Origin of the sequence: Bradyrhizobium sp., assembly GCF_052389815.1 — a bacterium.
Taxonomy (GTDB): Bacteria; Pseudomonadota; Alphaproteobacteria; order Rhizobiales; family Xanthobacteraceae; genus Bradyrhizobium.
In genome coordinates, this window is the sequence record NZ_JBQTHN010000149.1 from 45,331 (window position 1) to 59,426 (window position 14,096).

18 protein-coding genes and 1 pseudogene are annotated in these 14,096 nt (G+C 65.0%); 14 read left to right on the forward strand and 5 right to left on the reverse strand.

Features of this window, described 5'->3' with window-relative positions; translation table 11 throughout:
* Window positions 1-3: 3 nt before the first annotated feature.
* From urtD to ACT4OC_RS23305, 11 genes are all read left to right on the forward strand, one after another.
* Window positions 4-765 carry an urea ABC transporter ATP-binding protein UrtD gene (gene urtD / locus ACT4OC_RS23255; protein ID WP_444841380.1) on the forward strand — a complete coding sequence of 254 codons (762 nt, stop codon included), beginning with the start codon at window positions 4-6 and terminating at the stop codon, window positions 763-765.
* 103 nt (window positions 766-868) lie between these two features.
* Window positions 869-1,564 carry an urea ABC transporter ATP-binding subunit UrtE gene (urtE, locus tag ACT4OC_RS23260; RefSeq protein WP_444841381.1) on the forward strand — a complete coding sequence of 232 codons (696 nt, stop codon included), beginning with the start codon at window positions 869-871 and terminating at the stop codon, window positions 1,562-1,564.
* A gap of 43 nt (window positions 1,565-1,607) precedes the next feature.
* Entirely contained in the window at window positions 1,608-2,441 is an 834-nt protein-coding gene (locus tag ACT4OC_RS23265; RefSeq protein WP_444841382.1) for an urease accessory protein UreD, read from the forward strand.
* A gap of 21 nt (window positions 2,442-2,462) precedes the next feature.
* Window positions 2,463-2,765 (forward strand): urease subunit gamma, encoded by a 303-nt coding sequence (locus tag ACT4OC_RS23270; RefSeq protein ID WP_444841383.1) that lies wholly within the window; start codon window positions 2,463-2,465, stop codon window positions 2,763-2,765.
* Between the two features lie 159 nt (window positions 2,766-2,924).
* Window positions 2,925-3,230 (forward strand): urease subunit beta, encoded by a 306-nt coding sequence (locus ACT4OC_RS23275; RefSeq protein ID WP_291614113.1) that lies wholly within the window; start codon window positions 2,925-2,927, stop codon window positions 3,228-3,230.
* A 29-nt stretch (window positions 3,231-3,259) separates the two neighbouring features.
* Window positions 3,260-4,975 carry an urease subunit alpha gene (gene ureC / locus ACT4OC_RS23280; RefSeq protein ID WP_444841384.1) on the forward strand — a complete coding sequence of 572 codons (1,716 nt, stop codon included), beginning with the start codon at window positions 3,260-3,262 and terminating at the stop codon, window positions 4,973-4,975.
* Window positions 4,976-5,014: 39 nt separating this feature from the next.
* Window positions 5,015-5,320: a putative quinol monooxygenase gene (locus ACT4OC_RS23285; RefSeq protein WP_444841385.1), complete on the forward strand. Its 306-nt coding sequence runs from the start codon at window positions 5,015-5,017 to the stop codon at window positions 5,318-5,320.
* Window positions 5,321-5,344: 24 nt separating this feature from the next.
* Window positions 5,345-5,917: an urease accessory protein UreE gene (ureE, locus tag ACT4OC_RS23290; protein WP_444841386.1), complete on the forward strand. Its 573-nt coding sequence runs from the start codon at window positions 5,345-5,347 to the stop codon at window positions 5,915-5,917.
* Window positions 5,898-6,632, forward strand: coding sequence for an urease accessory protein UreF (locus ACT4OC_RS23295; protein ID WP_444841398.1), 735 nt, complete (start codon window positions 5,898-5,900; stop codon window positions 6,630-6,632). Before ureE ends, ACT4OC_RS23295 begins: the two co-directional genes overlap by 20 nt.
* 168 nt (window positions 6,633-6,800) lie before the next feature.
* Complete coding sequence (gene ureG, locus ACT4OC_RS23300) at window positions 6,801-7,418, forward strand: urease accessory protein UreG (RefSeq protein ID WP_444841387.1); 618 nt, start codon at window positions 6,801-6,803, stop codon at window positions 7,416-7,418.
* Window positions 7,419-7,692: 274 nt separating this feature from the next.
* Window positions 7,693-9,348: a CHASE domain-containing protein gene (locus ACT4OC_RS23305; protein WP_444841388.1), complete on the forward strand. Its 1,656-nt coding sequence runs from the start codon at window positions 7,693-7,695 to the stop codon at window positions 9,346-9,348.
* 303 nt (window positions 9,349-9,651) lie between these two features.
* Here ACT4OC_RS23305 and ACT4OC_RS23310 read toward each other — a convergent pair whose 3' ends face one another.
* Window positions 9,652-10,197: a sigma-70 family RNA polymerase sigma factor gene (locus ACT4OC_RS23310; protein WP_444841389.1), complete on the reverse strand. Its 546-nt coding sequence runs from the start codon at window positions 10,195-10,197 to the stop codon at window positions 9,652-9,654.
* Window positions 10,197-10,418 (reverse strand): NepR family anti-sigma factor, encoded by a 222-nt coding sequence (locus tag ACT4OC_RS23315; RefSeq protein WP_444841390.1) that lies wholly within the window; start codon window positions 10,416-10,418, stop codon window positions 10,197-10,199. Before ACT4OC_RS23315 ends, ACT4OC_RS23310 begins: the two co-directional genes overlap by 1 nt.
* A 230-nt stretch (window positions 10,419-10,648) precedes the next feature.
* On the opposite strand from ACT4OC_RS23315, the gene ACT4OC_RS23320 reads away from it, so the two are divergent.
* Window positions 10,649-11,455, forward strand: coding sequence for a response regulator (locus ACT4OC_RS23320; protein WP_444841391.1), 807 nt, complete (start codon window positions 10,649-10,651; stop codon window positions 11,453-11,455).
* Between the two features lie 176 nt (window positions 11,456-11,631).
* Here ACT4OC_RS23320 and ACT4OC_RS23325 read toward each other — a convergent pair whose 3' ends face one another.
* From ACT4OC_RS23325 to ACT4OC_RS23335, 3 genes and pseudogenes are all read right to left on the reverse strand, one after another.
* Window positions 11,632-11,979, reverse strand: a complete 348-nt coding sequence (locus ACT4OC_RS23325; RefSeq protein ID WP_444841392.1) for a helix-turn-helix domain-containing protein — start codon at window positions 11,977-11,979, stop codon at window positions 11,632-11,634.
* On the reverse strand, window positions 11,951-12,223 hold the full coding sequence (locus ACT4OC_RS23330; RefSeq protein WP_444841393.1) for a type II toxin-antitoxin system RelE/ParE family toxin: 273 nt from the start codon (window positions 12,221-12,223) through the stop codon (window positions 11,951-11,953). The genes ACT4OC_RS23325 and ACT4OC_RS23330 overlap by 29 nt, the downstream gene beginning before the upstream one ends.
* Window positions 12,213-12,341, reverse strand: a pseudogene (locus ACT4OC_RS23335) (type II toxin-antitoxin system RelE/ParE family toxin); the annotation flags it as partial. The gene ACT4OC_RS23330 and the pseudogene ACT4OC_RS23335, both read right to left, overlap by 11 nt.
* Window positions 12,342-12,479: 138 nt before the next feature.
* Here ACT4OC_RS23335 and ACT4OC_RS23340 point away from each other — a divergent pair.
* Together ACT4OC_RS23340 and ACT4OC_RS23345 are read left to right on the forward strand one after the other, a co-directional pair.
* On the forward strand, window positions 12,480-13,361 hold the full coding sequence (locus ACT4OC_RS23340; RefSeq protein WP_444841394.1) for a DMT family transporter: 882 nt from the start codon (window positions 12,480-12,482) through the stop codon (window positions 13,359-13,361).
* Window positions 13,362-13,639: 278 nt separating this feature from the next.
* Window positions 13,640-14,053 carry a hypothetical protein gene (locus ACT4OC_RS23345; RefSeq protein ID WP_444841395.1) on the forward strand — a complete coding sequence of 138 codons (414 nt, stop codon included), beginning with the start codon at window positions 13,640-13,642 and terminating at the stop codon, window positions 14,051-14,053.
* The last annotated feature ends 43 nt before the right edge of the window (window positions 14,054-14,096 follow it).

Genomic DNA, 14,096 nt, shown 5'->3' on the forward strand with positions numbered 1-14,096 from the left:
CGCATGAACGCCATGAACCTCCGCCAGACTTCCGCGCTGCTCTACCTCGACGGGGTGCACGTCTCCTTCGACGGCTTCCACGCCATCAACAATCTGTCGCTCGCGCTCGAGCCCGGGGAGATGCGCGCCATCATCGGTCCCAACGGCGCCGGCAAGACCACGATGATGGACATCATCACCGGCAAGACCAGGCCGGACGAGGGCGTGGTGCTGTTCGACGGCTCTGTCGATCTCACCCGGCTGGACGAGACCCGCATTGCCGAGCTCGGCATCGGCCGCAAATTCCAGAAGCCGACGGTGTTCGAGAGCCAGACCGTGGAGGACAATCTGCTGCTCGCGCTCAACGTCGATCACAGCGTCAAGGGCACGCTGTTCTGGCGCGGCAATGCGGACGAATCCGGGCGCATCGACAAGGTTCTGGAGACCATCCGCCTGGCCGACGCGCGCCGGCGCCTCGCCGGCAGTCTGTCGCACGGCCAGAAGCAGTGGCTGGAGATCGGCATGCTGCTGGCGCAGGACCCCAAGGTGCTGCTGGTCGACGAGCCCGTCGCCGGGATGACCGACGTCGAGACGCACCTGACCGCGGAGCTGCTCAAGGAAATCAACCGCAACCACACCGTCATGGTGGTCGAGCACGACATGACCTTCGTGCGCGAGCTCGGCGTCAAGGTCACCTGCCTGCACGAAGGCTCGGTGCTGGCGGAAGGCACCATCGACGAGGTGTCGTCGAACGAGCGGGTGATCGAAGTGTATCTGGGTAGATAACTGGTAGGGGCGAATGGCGAATGGGGAGTAGCGAATAGGGAAGTATGGCTTTGATATCTCCATTCGCTATTCGCCATTCGCTACTCGCCAAGAGGCACCAAAGATGCTGGATGTGAAAAATATCAATCTCTACTACGGCGCGGCTCAAGCCCTGCGCGGGGTATCGCTGACGGCCGAGCCCGGCAAGGTGACCTGCGTGCTCGGGCGCAACGGCGTCGGCAAGACCTCGCTGCTCCGCGCCCTCGTCGGGCAATACCCGATCTCGTCGGGCAGCATCGTCTTCGACGGCGAAGATCTCAATCCGCTGAAATCCTACGAGCGCGCCCGCCGCGGCATCGGCTTCGTGCCGCAGGGCCGTGAGATCTTCCCGCTGCTCACCGTGGAAGAAAACCTCAAGACCGGCTTCGGGCCGCTGAAGCGCGACCAGCGCAGCATCCCCGACGACGTGTTCTCGCTGTTTCCGGTGCTGGAGAACATGCTCGGCCGCCGCGGCGGCGACCTCTCGGGCGGCCAGCAGCAGCAGCTCGCCATCGGCCGCGCGCTGGTGATGCGGCCGAAGCTGCTCCTGCTCGACGAGCCGACCGAGGGAATCCAGCCCTCGATCATCAAGGACATCGGCCGCGCGATTTCCTATTTGCGCAATCTCGGCAACATCGCCATCGTGCTGGTCGAACAATATCTCGACTTTGCCTGCGAGCTCGGCGACAATTTCGCAGTCATGGACCGGGGCGCGGTGAAGTATACGTGCCATCGCGAAAACCTCGATCCGGCCGAGATCAGCCGCCAGATGGCTCTGTGATAATGTTCTGACGCGGCCATTTCCGGCCGCTTCCGGGGGATGGATGCGGACCGAGACACGCGAGGCTTCTGCGATCTTCGCGGCCAACCGCGCGCAAGGCGCCGTGCGTTTCGACGTGCGCTGCGAGGACGGCGTGACCCGCCGCGGTGCCTTGCATGAATCCGGATCGCTGCGCGTTCGCTTTCCGTCGCCCGAAGACGACGGCCTCTCGGCCGTCTTCGTCAACACGGCGGGCGGTGTCGCCGGCGGCGACCGCTTTGAAATCGCGATATCCGCGCGCGAGGGTGCGCGCCTCACCCTGACCACGGCGGCAGCCGAAAAGGTCTATCGCGCACCGGACGCTGCCGCGCAGCTCGACATTTCGCTGAAGGCCGCAAGCGGCGCCCATCTCGCCTGGTTGCCGCAGGAAACCATCCTGTTCGACCGCGCCAGGGTATCCCGGCGGATCGAGATCGATCTGGCGGAAGACGCCTCGCTTCTGCTCTGCGAAATCGTCGTGTTCGGCCGCGCCGCCATGGGCGAGCGGATGCAGGAGGGCGAATTCGTCGACCGCTGGCGCCTGCGCCGCGGCGGCAAGACCGTCTTTGCCGAGACCGTCCGGCTCGACGGCGACATCGGCGCCAAGCTGGCGCGGCCGGCGGTCGCCAAGGGCGGCGCTGCCGTGGCCACCGCACTGATCGTGCCGGGAGACGAAGCGCTCGTGGAGCGTATCCGCGAGGCCGGCGATTCCTTCAGCGGGGAAGTCGGCATCTCCGCCTGGAATGGCTTTGCAATGGCGCGGTTCTGTGCCCAAGATGCGGCGGCGCTGCGCGCCGACATGATGACGGTGCTCGGCCGCGCCTCGCCATCGCCGCTGCCCCGCCTGTGGCTGAACTAATTATTAAAGCAGAGTGCTCGCATGAATCTTTCCCCCCGCGAAAAGGACAAGCTTCTGATCTCGATGGCCGCGATGGTGGCGCGCCGCCGGCTCGAGCGCGGCGTCAAGCTCAACCATCCCGAGGCGGTTGCGATCATCTCCGATTTCATCGTCGAGGGCGCCCGCGACGGCCGCACCGTGGCCGACCTGATGCAGTCCGGCGCGCAGGTGCTGACGCGCGACCAGGTGATGCCGGGGATTGCCGAGATGATCCACGACATCCAGGTCGAGGCGACGTTTCCGGACGGCACCAAGCTCGTCACCGTCCACGAGCCGATCCGGTGAGGTGCGCAGAACCATCAACGTCGTCATGCCCGGGCAAAGGCGCGAAGCTCGTCTTCACCCGAATGTCGCGGGCATCCACGACCTTCGGAGTGGGCATCTAGACGTGGATGGCCGGGACAAGCCCGGCCATGACGCGCGGAGAAATACGAGGTACCAAACATGATCCCCGGTGAACGCTTCATCAAGGACGGCGAGATCGAGCTCAATGCCGGCCGCAAGACTGTGACGCTGTCAGTCGCCAACACCGGCGACCGTCCCATTCAAGTGGGCTCGCATTACCACTTCTTCGAAACCAACCCCGCTCTGAAATTCGACCGCAAAAAGGCTCGTGGCATGCGCCTCGACATCGCCGCCGGCACCGCCGTCCGCTTCGAGCCCGGCCAGACCCGCGACGTGCAGCTGGTCGCGCTGGCGGGAAAGCGTACGATTTACGGCTTCCGCGGCGACGTGATGGGTAAGCTGTGAGAAATGCCGGAATTGTCTGGAGCTGAATGATGTCCGTGAAGATCAAGCGTTCCGTTTATGCCGACATGTTCGGCCCGACCACCGGCGACAGGGTGCGGCTGGCCGACACCGACCTCATCATCGAGGTCGAGAAGGATTTCACCACCTATGGCGAGGAGGTCAAATTCGGCGGCGGCAAGGTGATCCGCGACGGCATGGGCCAGTCCCAGGTGACCAACAGGCAAGGCGCTGCGGATACCGTCATCACCAATGCGCTGATCGTCGACCACTGGGGCATCGTCAAGGCCGATGTCGCCATCAAGGAAGGCATGATCAGCGCCATTGGCAAGGCCGGCAATCCCGACATCCAGCCGAACGTGACCATCGTCGTCGGCCCCGGTACCGACGTGATCGCCGGCGAAGGCAAGATCCTCACCGCGGGGGGATTCGACAGCCACATCCATTTCATCTGCCCGCAGCAGATCGAGCACGCGCTGATGAGCGGCGTCACCTCGATGCTGGGCGGCGGCACCGGTCCCTCGCACGGCACCTTCGCGACCACCTGCACGCCCGGCCCGTGGCACATCGCGCGGATGATCCAGTCGTTCGACGCCTTCCCGGTCAATCTCGGCATCTCCGGCAAGGGCAACGCTGCGCGGCCGGCCGCGCTGGTCGAGATGGTCAAGGCGGGCGCCTGCGCGCTGAAGCTGCACGAGGATTGGGGCACCACACCCGCCGCGATCGACAACTGCCTTGCGGTCGCCGACGACTACGACGTCCAGGTGATGCTGCATTCCGACACGCTGAACGAATCCGGCTTCGTCGAGGACACGGTGAAGGCGTTCAAGGGCCGCACCATCCACGCCTTCCACACCGAAGGCGCCGGCGGCGGCCACGCGCCGGATATCATCAAAATCGCCGGCCTGAAGAACGTGCTGCCGTCCTCCACCAACCCGACGCGGCCGTTCACCCGCAACACCATCGACGAGCATCTCGACATGCTGATGGTGTGCCACCACCTCGATCCCTCCATTGCGGAGGACCTCGCTTTCGCGGAGAGCCGCATCCGGAAGGAGACCATCGCTGCGGAAGACATCCTGCACGACCTCGGTGCGCTCTCGATGATGTCGTCGGACTCGCAGGCGATGGGCCGGCTCGGCGAAGTCATCATCCGCACCTGGCAGACCGCGGACAAGATGAAGAAGCAGCGCGGATCGCTGCCGCAGGACAAGGGCAAGGACAATGACAATTTCCGCGTCAAGCGCTACATCGCCAAATACACCATCAATCCCGCGATCGCGCACGGCGTCTCGAAGCTGATCGGCTCGGTGGAGAAGGGCAAGCTCGCCGACCTCGTGCTGTGGTCGCCGGCCTTCTTCGGCGTCAAGCCGGACTGCATCATCAAGGGCGGCTCGATCGTGGCGGCTCCCATGGGCGATCCCAACGCCTCGATTCCGACGCCGCAGCCGGTGCACTACCAGCCGATGTTTGCCGCCTTCGGCAAGTCGCTGACGGCGTCCTCGGTGGTGTTCACGTCCAAGGCCGCCATCACCGCCGGCCTTGCGCGCAAGCTCGGCATCGACAAGACGCTGTATGCCGTGAAAAACACCCGCGGCGGCATCTCAAAAAAGAGCATGATCCACAACGACGCGACGCCTGACATCGAGGTCGATCCCGAGACCTATGAGGTGCGCGCAGACGGCGAGCTCCTGACCTGCGAACCCGCAGAGGTGCTGCCCTTGGCACAGCGCTATTTCATGTTCTAAAACCGCCCGAGACTGAAGCAAGAACAACAAGGGAGAAGCATGATCTACGTCGTCGCCACCACGCAGGTGAAGCCGGACCAGCGCGATGCCTTCATCGCGGGCCACAAGAAATGCATCGCCGAGACGCTGAAGGAGAAGGGCTGCATCGCCTACGCCGGCCATACCGCCATCGACGATCCCAACAGCTATGTCGTGGTGGAGCGCTGGGAGAGCCGCGACGATCTCAACGCGCATGGGCGTGCGCCGCACATGAAGGTATGGCGCGAATATTCCGCGCAGCTCAAGGCGGGGCCGACGGTGATCGAGATCATCAGCGCCGACAAGGTGGATACCATCAAGGCATGATCACATGCTCCCAGGGCTAGAAGCATGATCCGCGCGACCGAAGTTCTGGGCCAGTATCGCTGGGCGGAAGCGCCCGCCGATACGGTGGTGCTCGATTTCGACGACCGGCACCGGCGGCGGATGGCGATGACCGGCACGCGCGGCCTCGAATTTCTGCTCGATCTCGAAAACGCCGTCGCCTTGCGCGGCGGCGATGCGCTGGTGCTGGAAGACGGCAGGCTGGTCGAGGTGGTGGCCGCGCCCGAGCCGCTGGTCGAGATCAGGGGCGCCGATCCTCAGCATCTGGTGCGCATCGCCTGGCATCTCGGCAACCGCCATCTGCCGACGCAGATCGCAGGCAAAGGCCTGCGCATCCGCAGGGATCACGTCATCGAGGCGATGGTGAAGGGGCTGGGCGCGCGCGTCATCGAGATCGAGGCTCCGTTCGATCCCGAAGGCGGCGCCTATGCGGCCGCGCACGGCCACACCGGTCACGATCACCACCATGACCACGCGGATCATGGCGATCCCCGTCATCACCATGACGATCATCACCATGACGAGCATTGCGAGCACGAGCATCATCACGGCGACACCCATGCTCATGACCGCAAATAGCGCGGAGCTGCCGCCCGCGCGCACCATGAGCGAGAGCGAGCTTGCTGCGCTGTACCGGCTGATGACCTGGCTGTCGCCGTCATTCCCGGTCGGCGCTTTCTCCTATTCCAGCGGCATCGAATGGGCGGTTGAGGCGGGCGATATCACGGACGCCGCCACCTTGCGCGATTGGCTCTCTGCCATGCTCACCGACGGCTCGGGGTTTTGCGACTCGGTGTTCGCAGTGCAGACCCATCGTGCCGTCACTTCTCATGATGATCCCGCGCTTCGCGCCATTGCCGAGCTCGCGGCCGCCTTCGTGCCATCGCGCGAGCGCCAGCTCGAAACGACGACGCAAGGCCGCGCCTTCATCGACACGTCGCGCGCGGCATGGCCGTGCGAGGGGCTCGATGAAATCATCGCAGCCTGCGGCGGGCCGATCGTCTATCCGGTCGCGGTCGGCCTCGTCAGCGCAGCGCATGGCATTCCGCCGGAGCCCGCGCTGCATGCCTTCCTGCATGCGGTGGTTTCCAACTGGATTTCAGCGGGCGCCCGTTTGGTGCCGCTTGGCCAGACCGACAGCCAGCGCGTGCTGGCTCAGCTCGAGGCGGATGTAGCCGCGACAGCGAAACGTGCCATGGCCGCCTCGCTCGACGATCTCGGCAGCGCCACCTTCCGCGCCGATCTTGCGAGCTTGCGGCATGAGACACAATATACGCGGTTGTTCAGGTCGTGAATTCAAACGCGCCGTCGTCCCGGCGAAAGCCGGGACCCATAACCACGAATGGTAGTGGTGGTGCAAGGCTGGAGCTCCAGCTCGGCGCAACGATTGGCTTCGGTGGTTATGGGTCCCGGATCGCGCTCGCTCCGCTCGCTTGTCCGGGACGACAATGGAGAGACAATCATGCCTAAATCCCACGGTCCCCTGCGGGTCGGCGTCGGCGGTCCGGTCGGATCGGGCAAGACGGCGCTGATGGACCTGCTCTGCAAGAACATGCGCGAGCGCTACGACATCGCCGCGATCACCAACGACATCTACACCAAATGGGACGCCGAATTTCTGGTGCGCTCGGGCTCGCTGACGCCGGACCGCATCGCGGGCGTCGAGACCGGCGGCTGCCCGCACACCGCGATCCGCGAGGACGCCTCGATGAATCTCGCCGCGGTGGCCGACATGCGCGCCAAGTTTCCCGCTCTCGACCTGGTGTTGATCGAATCCGGCGGTGACAACCTGGCGGCGACATTTTCGCCGGAGCTGGCCGACCTCACCATCTACGTCATCGACGTCGCCGCCGGCGACAAGATCCCCTCCAAGGGCGGGCCCGGCATCGTCAGGTCCGACCTGCTCGTCATCAACAAGATCGATCTGGCACCCCATGTCGGGGCCTCGCTGGAGAAGATGGACACTGACGCCAGGCGCATGCGCGGCGAGCGGCCCTTCGTAATGACCAACCTCAGGAAGGGCGAGGGGCTCGACCGCATCGTTGCCTTCATCGAGACCAAGGGCGGCTTGCGACGTTAACGAAGATTAACGGCGGCCCCCTGCGCGACGAAATTCCGAACGAGACTGGAACCAAACGGCTGCGCCGCGGTTGAAATCCTCTGGTCCCGCGGTGACCAAGGCTGTGGTGCCCGGTGTGACTGTCCGCGTCGACCGACTTCAGTTGCGCCCCGATGACAGCTCCGCCAATATCCCGCGCAATTTGCTGCCAGGCTTTTCACTGCTGTCGTCGTCTTTCGGATGATCCGGATGCGTCGTCTGCTTCATTGCGATCCCCTCACTTCCGGGTAGGCGTGTGGTTCGGCTGGGTTTCATCGTCGGTCTGATCGGATTGATCGGGGTGCTGCTGTCCGGCGCCGCGGCCTGGCGCGTGTACCAGCAGGAGCTTGCGATCGACGGCATTGCGTTCGCGCGCGCCGTCGACGTGCATGCGAGCCTGGTGCAGGATCGCCTCACCGAGCGCGAGCTGCTCGCCCGCGTCGCGTCCGGGCTTTTTCGCGCGCCGGGCGCGGTGAGGGCCAACATGCTGCAGCCGCTGCGCTCGGCGATCTACGCCTTCAAGACCGATTTCGTCGTCGCCGCCTGGATCGCGCGACTGAAGCCGCCCGAGCTCGCCGCCGCCCAGCGCGAGCTCGCCGACGAGAGCTTCGCCAATCCGAAGATCCGCGATTTCGACGACCAGCCGCTCGACATCGCGACCATCGACAAGCCGGTCAATGTGCTGATGGACATCGAGCCGCGCAATCCCGAAACCGTCACGCTGCCCGGTCGCGTGCTGGACGGTCATTCAATCGTGGGGCCGACTCTCGCCAGAGCCATGGTCGAGGGCAGGCCGGTCGCCTCCGATCCGATCGAGTTGCTGCGCAAGCACGGTCCGATCGGCATCGTGCTTGCCGCGCCGGTGCTGCAGGAGGGCGCGGACCCCGCCGGCTTCGTCAGCTTCTCCTACGAGCTCGGCCCCCTGATGCTGGCCAACGACGATCGCTCGCTGTTCTCGGTGGTGCTGCGCAATCCGCAGGAGCCGAGCAGCGAGCTGATCGCCAACGAGCAGGGCGCGGTCACTGCGCGCGCGATTGCCGAACAGCATCCCGCGCCGTCGATCGCGCGCACCGTCACCTTCGGCGGCCGCGACTGGTCGCTGGCCTATTACGCCAGGAACAACGCCGTGCAGCGCGCGCAGCAGACCGCCGCCATCGTGGCGGCGATCGGGCTCGCCATCACCGGCATCATCTGCGGCCTGTTCGGCTACGTCGCCTACAACAATCTGCGGCTCAGCCGCGAGATCGAGGTGCGCATCGGCTTCGAGCGCCGGCTCACCGCCGTGATCGACGAGCTCAATCACCGGGTCAAGAACATCCTGGCCGTGATCCAGTCCATCATCACCCGCACGCTGCGGCACGGCTCGGACGTCGACGTGGCGCGCGAGCTGCTGATCGGCCGCATCCACGCCATGTCCAACGTCGTGACGCTGCTCAGCGAGAGCCAGTGGCAGGGCGTCAACCTCAAGGGCCTGTTCGAATCGCGCTCGATACCGAACGCCGACCGCATCGCGGTGTCAGGTCCCGACATCACCGTCAGCGCGCGCGCCGCGCAGAGCCTGTCGCTGCTGTTCTTCGAGCTGGCCTCGCATTCCGACGAGGGCCTGTCGCTGGTCGGCAAGCACCCGCACATCGTCGCGCATTGGGAGATCGCCGGCGAGAAGCCCGACAACCGGTTCAATTTCCGCTGGGAAGAGTTCAACACCTCGGAAGCGACGCGCCGGCCCGACAGCGATTTCGGGCTGATCCTGCTCGATCGGGTCGCGCCGGAAGCGCTCGGCGGAACCGCCAAGCGCTACTTCACCGACGTCAGCTACGTCTACGAGCTGTCGGCCCCGATGGAGACCGTCGTCGACATGAACGAGCGCGACCGCACCGAGCAGATTTCTGCGCCGGTGCGGCCGGAGCGGTAGGCGGAACAACTCCATTTCGCTCGGATTCAGTTCCGATCCTGCTCTTGATCTGGGCGTTCGGCGGACTGAGCTGACCATGCCGTGGATTTGTAGGGTGGGCAAAGACGCGTGAGCGTCGTGCCCACCTTCACGAGCACGATCGTGGAGGTGGGCACGCTTCCGCCTTCGCTCTTCGAGCTACGGCGGACAAGTCGCTTTGCCCACCCTACATTTTCGGCGATCGAATTCGCGGTGCCTGCGTTATTCGATAGACAAAAAAGGCGGCCGTCTCGGCCGCCTTTTCAGTCTGCTCCCTCTCTTCTCTTATCCATTGCCGCCGATCACCGCGCGCACGGTGTTGTCGGGACCGAAATCCTCCGCGCCCTCGACATAGAGCAACGCGGAGAGTTTCGAGCGCGCGCGGTTGACGCGGCTCTTGATGGTGCCGACGGCGCAGCCGCAGATCGCGGCGGCGTCCTCGTAGGAGAAGCCGGAGGCGCCGACCAGGATCAGCGCCTCGCGCTGGTCCTGCGGCAGCTTGTCGAGGGCGGCGCGGAATTCCTCGAATTCCAGATGCGCGCCTTGCGAGGGCTGCGTCTTCAGCGTCTTGGCATAGTTGCCTTCCGAGTCCTCCACCTCGCGCCGCCGCTTGCGATAGTCGGAGCGGAACAGGTTGCGGAGAATCGTGAACAGCCAGGCCGGAAGGTTCGAGCCGGGCTGGAACGAGTCGATATTGGCGATCGCCCGCAACAGCGTCTCCTGCACCAGATCGTCGGCACGATCGCCGTTGCCGGAAAGCGAGATCGCGAACGCGCGCAGGCTGGGGACCGACGCCAGAATGTCGTCGCGGAGTTGATTGGTGAGAGGCATCAGTCCCTCCCGTCGTTCTTGTCGGTGCCGCCCCCGCCCTGAGCCCCGGGCTGGTCGAGTTTGCGGATCAGCTCCGCAAAGCGGTCCGGCACGCCTTGCCGCACCACGTCGTCGTACATGGCGCGGAGTTGATGGCCGATCCTCGCCTGGATTTCTGCGTTGAGGCCGCCCTGCTTGCGGGGGGCTCCTGCCTGGCTTGCTTGTGACTTTACTTCCTTCATGATCCGATCCACGCTTCCCGGAGAGTTAAGCCATTGAATTCTCGAAAAGTTCCTTCGTTCGGAAACTCTGGGTTCCGGCCGCACTAGTGGGGAGTAATGCGATGTTCGGCCATTGGTTCCAGGAATCAGGAACTTTAATTGGGAACTTTTTTGCTGCCCTAGCGTTAATGCGCGCAGAAACCGGGTCATCCCGTCAGGGTTGTTGACCCAAAGACAAGATTGGAGTGGGGATGTCCCGTTCTCAGGTCGTTGCCGAACACCTGCCGCTGCTGCGGCGCTACGCCCGCGCGCTGACCGGAAACCAGTCCTCCGGCGATGCCTACGTCGCCGCCATGCTGGAAGCGCTGCTTCAGGATCCTTCGCTGCTCGACGAGCGCCATGGCCCACGCGCCGGCCTGTTCCGGCTGTTCACCCAAATCTGGAATTCGGTCTCCGTCAACGACAAGAGCGACGTGACGCCGCTGCCGCTGCCGTCGGAGCGGCGGTTGTCCAACATCACGCCGCTGCCGCGTCAGGCCTTCCTGCTGCTGTCGCTGGAAGGTTTCTCGGAAGAGGAGGTTGCCTGGATTCTCGGCAACGACGTCGCCGAGACGAGGCGCCTGGCGGACGCGGCCGGCCGCGAGATGGCCGCCGAGATCGCCACCGACGTCCTGATCATCGAGGACGAGACCTTCATCGCGATGGACCTCGAAAGCCTCGTGAAGAATCTCGGCCACAACGTCATCGGCGTCGCGCGCACGCACACCGATGCCGTCGCGCTCGCCAAGAACCGCAAGCCCGGCCTGATCCTCGCCGACATTCAGCTCGCCGACGGCTCCTCGGGCCTCGATGCGGTGAACGAGCTCCTGCGCGCCTTCGAGGTGCCGGTCGTGTTCATCACCGCCTACCCCGAGCGCTTCCTCACCGGCGAGCGTCCGGAGCCGGCGTTCCTGATCTCGAAGCCGTTCCAGCCCGCGATGGTCTCGGCGGTGGCGAGCCAGGCGCTGTTCTTCCAGCGCAACTCCCGCAACCGCGCGCCGCGGGCCGCGTCGGCCTGAGGGATGTGCAGGATTCGCAGGGTGGGTTAGCCGGGCCGCGTCCACCGCAAGATCGGCGAACGCCAGTGCAAGGCGTAACCCACCATCCACGCGCAGCCCTCGGGTTGTGCCTGCGGCTAACCCGTCTTTCGTTGTCGTGCGGGAATCTGCTCTAGCTAACGCCCCTGCGGACCGGTTCAGAGGATCGCATCGATGCCCTTGCGCCGGATCACATTGAGCAAGACCAGGGCAGGACCGCTCGGTGTCTTGTCACCGCGCTCGAGCTGCGAGACGTAACCGGGCGTCAAGTTCAGGTAACGCGCGAATACGGCTTGGCTGAGATTGGCCTGTTCGCGGATCGCCCTGATCTGCGCACCCGAGAGGGTGGCGGTGGCGGCCTTCGAAACATCGGCGGTGCCAAGGTGGCGCATGGTGATCTTGTCATGAGCAGCCTTGGTCAGCAGGCCGCTCTTCCTCATGTCGCGCGCCGTCTCGAGTATTGCAGACGTTAGCCTGCTATGGGTCTTCTTCGTCTTTGCCTTCATCGTACACCTCTATCAGCGATCCATCTCTCAGGGCCCGTGCGATCTGGTCCTGGGAGGCATTGAGAAAGGTTGCCGCGATCTCTCTCAGGGAAAGCAAGTCGCTGTTGCTGATGTTCTCCCGCTCGTTCTTGGCGAAACCATAGAGAAAGACCGCGCGGTTGGGGGCCAAATCCAAGCAGCATGCGAAAGCCGCCTCTCTTGCCTTCGCCAGGGCGCGCAACACGCTGTTTGATGAGCCGTCCACCGAGGTCGGCGTCGATCAGCCCCTGCATGGCCCGCCTTACAGCCGCCACGAGGCTATCGTCGCTGATGCCTTGTTGGCGGGCAAGTCTGGCCAGCGCCTTGGTCTTGAGGATGCGCACGCGTATTCCTAATTCAATAAATTATAGTTCATAGCATTATAGATCAAGAGGAGATAGCGGGAGCGCCCGCCCGATACAGCTGACCCCCATGCACTCGCCGGCATGGAGCCCGCGCATCACGGCTGCTAATCGTCCCTCATGGACTCCGCCCGCCGCGACCGCTCGATCGGCTTCCTCTGCCTTGTCGTCACCGCCTTCGGCTGGGCGCTGAACTGGCCGTTGATGAAGCTGCTGCTGCAGCAATGGCCGCCGCTGTTCGCGCGCGGCCTGGCTGGCACGCTGGCTGCCGCGATCCTCGCGGCGCTGGCGCTCGGCCGTGGCGAATCCATGAAGGTCCCGCGCGTGGCCATGCCGCGGCTCCTGTTCGCCTCCTTCACCAACGTGTTCGCCTGGATGGGCTTTGGCACCATGGCGATGAAATACGTCACCGTCGGCGAGGGCGCGCTGATCGCCTACACCATGCCGATCTGGGCCATGCTGTTCGCCTGGCCGTTCCTGCATGTGCGTCCGACGCTGCGCGACGTCGCCGCCCTCGCGCTCGGCATCACCGGCGTCGCGCTGCTGCTCGCCGCCGACGGTTTTGCCTTTACCGCGGGCAAGCTCACCGGCATTGCCCTGGCGCTCGCCTGCGCCGTGCTGTTCGCGCTCGGCAACGTGCTCAACCGCGAAGCCTTCCCCATGCCGCCGCTGGTGCTGGTGGCCTGGCAGGTCGGGCTCGGCTGCCTCGTCATGCTGGTGCTCGGCATTGCCCTGGAGCGGCCGAACTACGGCGCGATCACGCCCATCGGCATCGCGTGCTTCGCCTACATGACGCTGGTGCCGATGGGCCTGTGCTATCTCACCTGGTTCGAGACGCTGCGCCGCCTGCCGCCGACCTCCGCCTCGACCGGCATGCTGCTCGTTCCCGTCATCGGCGTCGTCTCCGCCGCCTTCATTCTCGGCGAGCCGCTCGGCCTGCGCGAAGTCGCGGCGATGGTGCTGACGCTCGGCGGCGTGACGCTGGCGCTGCAGCGCGTGTGACGGCTGCCGCACAAAAAAGGCGCGACCGGCATCACCACGGTCGCGCCCTCTGTAGCCGGTCAATGGGGCAGGGGGGATAACCGGCTGCCGGGATGACTCCCAGCACCCCGGAGTCGTTCCAGCCCTCATCAAGAAATTTTGTCGCGCCTTCCTGGAAAATCGACCCTGGAACCCGGCGGCGTTTACACACGCTTAATTTACTGCCCGGGCCAAGAAACCCGCTTTGCCCGGTCGCGTTGTTCCCGCGCCTCCTCGAGGGGCGATGGGACTTCACGCTCATGTCACAGAAATTCAAAGTCATTCTCGGTGCGCTGGCCGCATGCGCGACCGTCGGCGCCGTGCAGATCGCCGCTGGCAAGGCCGCCTCCACAGCAACCCTTGCCGACCGGTTCCATGCCGTTACGGAGCCCGCGGGTGTCGCCGGCATCAACCGCACCGCCAAGGGCGATCGCGAGGCTGCGCCCCAGCCTGCCGTTGTCGCCCGCACGATCCAGCTCAGGACCGACAGCCTGGCCGACACCTCGGTGGTGGTCCGCATTCCCGTCCAGAAGGATGCGCGCAACCTTCCGCCGACGCAGCCAGCCAAGCCGGCAAAGCCCGGCAAGCCGAAGATGACGGTCGCCTGCGAGCCGGTCGTCAGCGTGCTGACCGAGGTCGCCAAGCTGCTGCAGCCGGGCCGGTGCCTGACGTGATGGCGAGGAAGGATCCCGACGAAAGCTCGTAGGATGGCTAGAG

Excerpts from the sequence above, each read along its gene's own strand:
- urtD (WP_444841380.1), top strand. The coding sequence starts at position 4 with ATGAACGCCATGAACCTCCGCCAGACTTCCGCGCTGCTCTACCTCGAC.
- urtE (WP_444841381.1), top strand. The coding sequence starts at position 869 with ATGCTGGATGTGAAAAATATCAATCTCTACTACGGCGCGGCTCAAGCC.
- ACT4OC_RS23265 (WP_444841382.1), top strand. The coding sequence starts at position 1,608 with ATGCGGACCGAGACACGCGAGGCTTCTGCGATCTTCGCGGCCAACCGC.
- ACT4OC_RS23270 (WP_444841383.1), top strand. The coding sequence starts at position 2,463 with ATGAATCTTTCCCCCCGCGAAAAGGACAAGCTTCTGATCTCGATGGCC.
- ACT4OC_RS23275 (WP_291614113.1), top strand. The coding sequence starts at position 2,925 with ATGATCCCCGGTGAACGCTTCATCAAGGACGGCGAGATCGAGCTCAAT.
- ureC (WP_444841384.1), top strand. The coding sequence starts at position 3,260 with ATGTCCGTGAAGATCAAGCGTTCCGTTTATGCCGACATGTTCGGCCCG.
- ACT4OC_RS23285 (WP_444841385.1), top strand. The coding sequence starts at position 5,015 with ATGATCTACGTCGTCGCCACCACGCAGGTGAAGCCGGACCAGCGCGAT.
- ureE (WP_444841386.1), top strand. The coding sequence starts at position 5,345 with ATGATCCGCGCGACCGAAGTTCTGGGCCAGTATCGCTGGGCGGAAGCG.
- ACT4OC_RS23295 (WP_444841398.1), top strand. The coding sequence starts at position 5,898 with ATGCTCATGACCGCAAATAGCGCGGAGCTGCCGCCCGCGCGCACCATG.
- ureG (WP_444841387.1), top strand. The coding sequence starts at position 6,801 with ATGCCTAAATCCCACGGTCCCCTGCGGGTCGGCGTCGGCGGTCCGGTC.
- ACT4OC_RS23310 (WP_444841389.1), bottom strand. The coding sequence starts at position 10,197 with ATGCCTCTCACCAATCAACTCCGCGACGACATTCTGGCGTCGGTCCCC.
- ACT4OC_RS23315 (WP_444841390.1), bottom strand. The coding sequence starts at position 10,418 with ATGAAGGAAGTAAAGTCACAAGCAAGCCAGGCAGGAGCCCCCCGCAAG.
- ACT4OC_RS23320 (WP_444841391.1), top strand. The coding sequence starts at position 10,649 with ATGTCCCGTTCTCAGGTCGTTGCCGAACACCTGCCGCTGCTGCGGCGC.
- ACT4OC_RS23325 (WP_444841392.1), bottom strand. The coding sequence starts at position 11,979 with ATGAAGGCAAAGACGAAGAAGACCCATAGCAGGCTAACGTCTGCAATA.
- ACT4OC_RS23340 (WP_444841394.1), top strand. The coding sequence starts at position 12,480 with ATGGACTCCGCCCGCCGCGACCGCTCGATCGGCTTCCTCTGCCTTGTC.
- ACT4OC_RS23345 (WP_444841395.1), top strand. The coding sequence starts at position 13,640 with ATGTCACAGAAATTCAAAGTCATTCTCGGTGCGCTGGCCGCATGCGCG.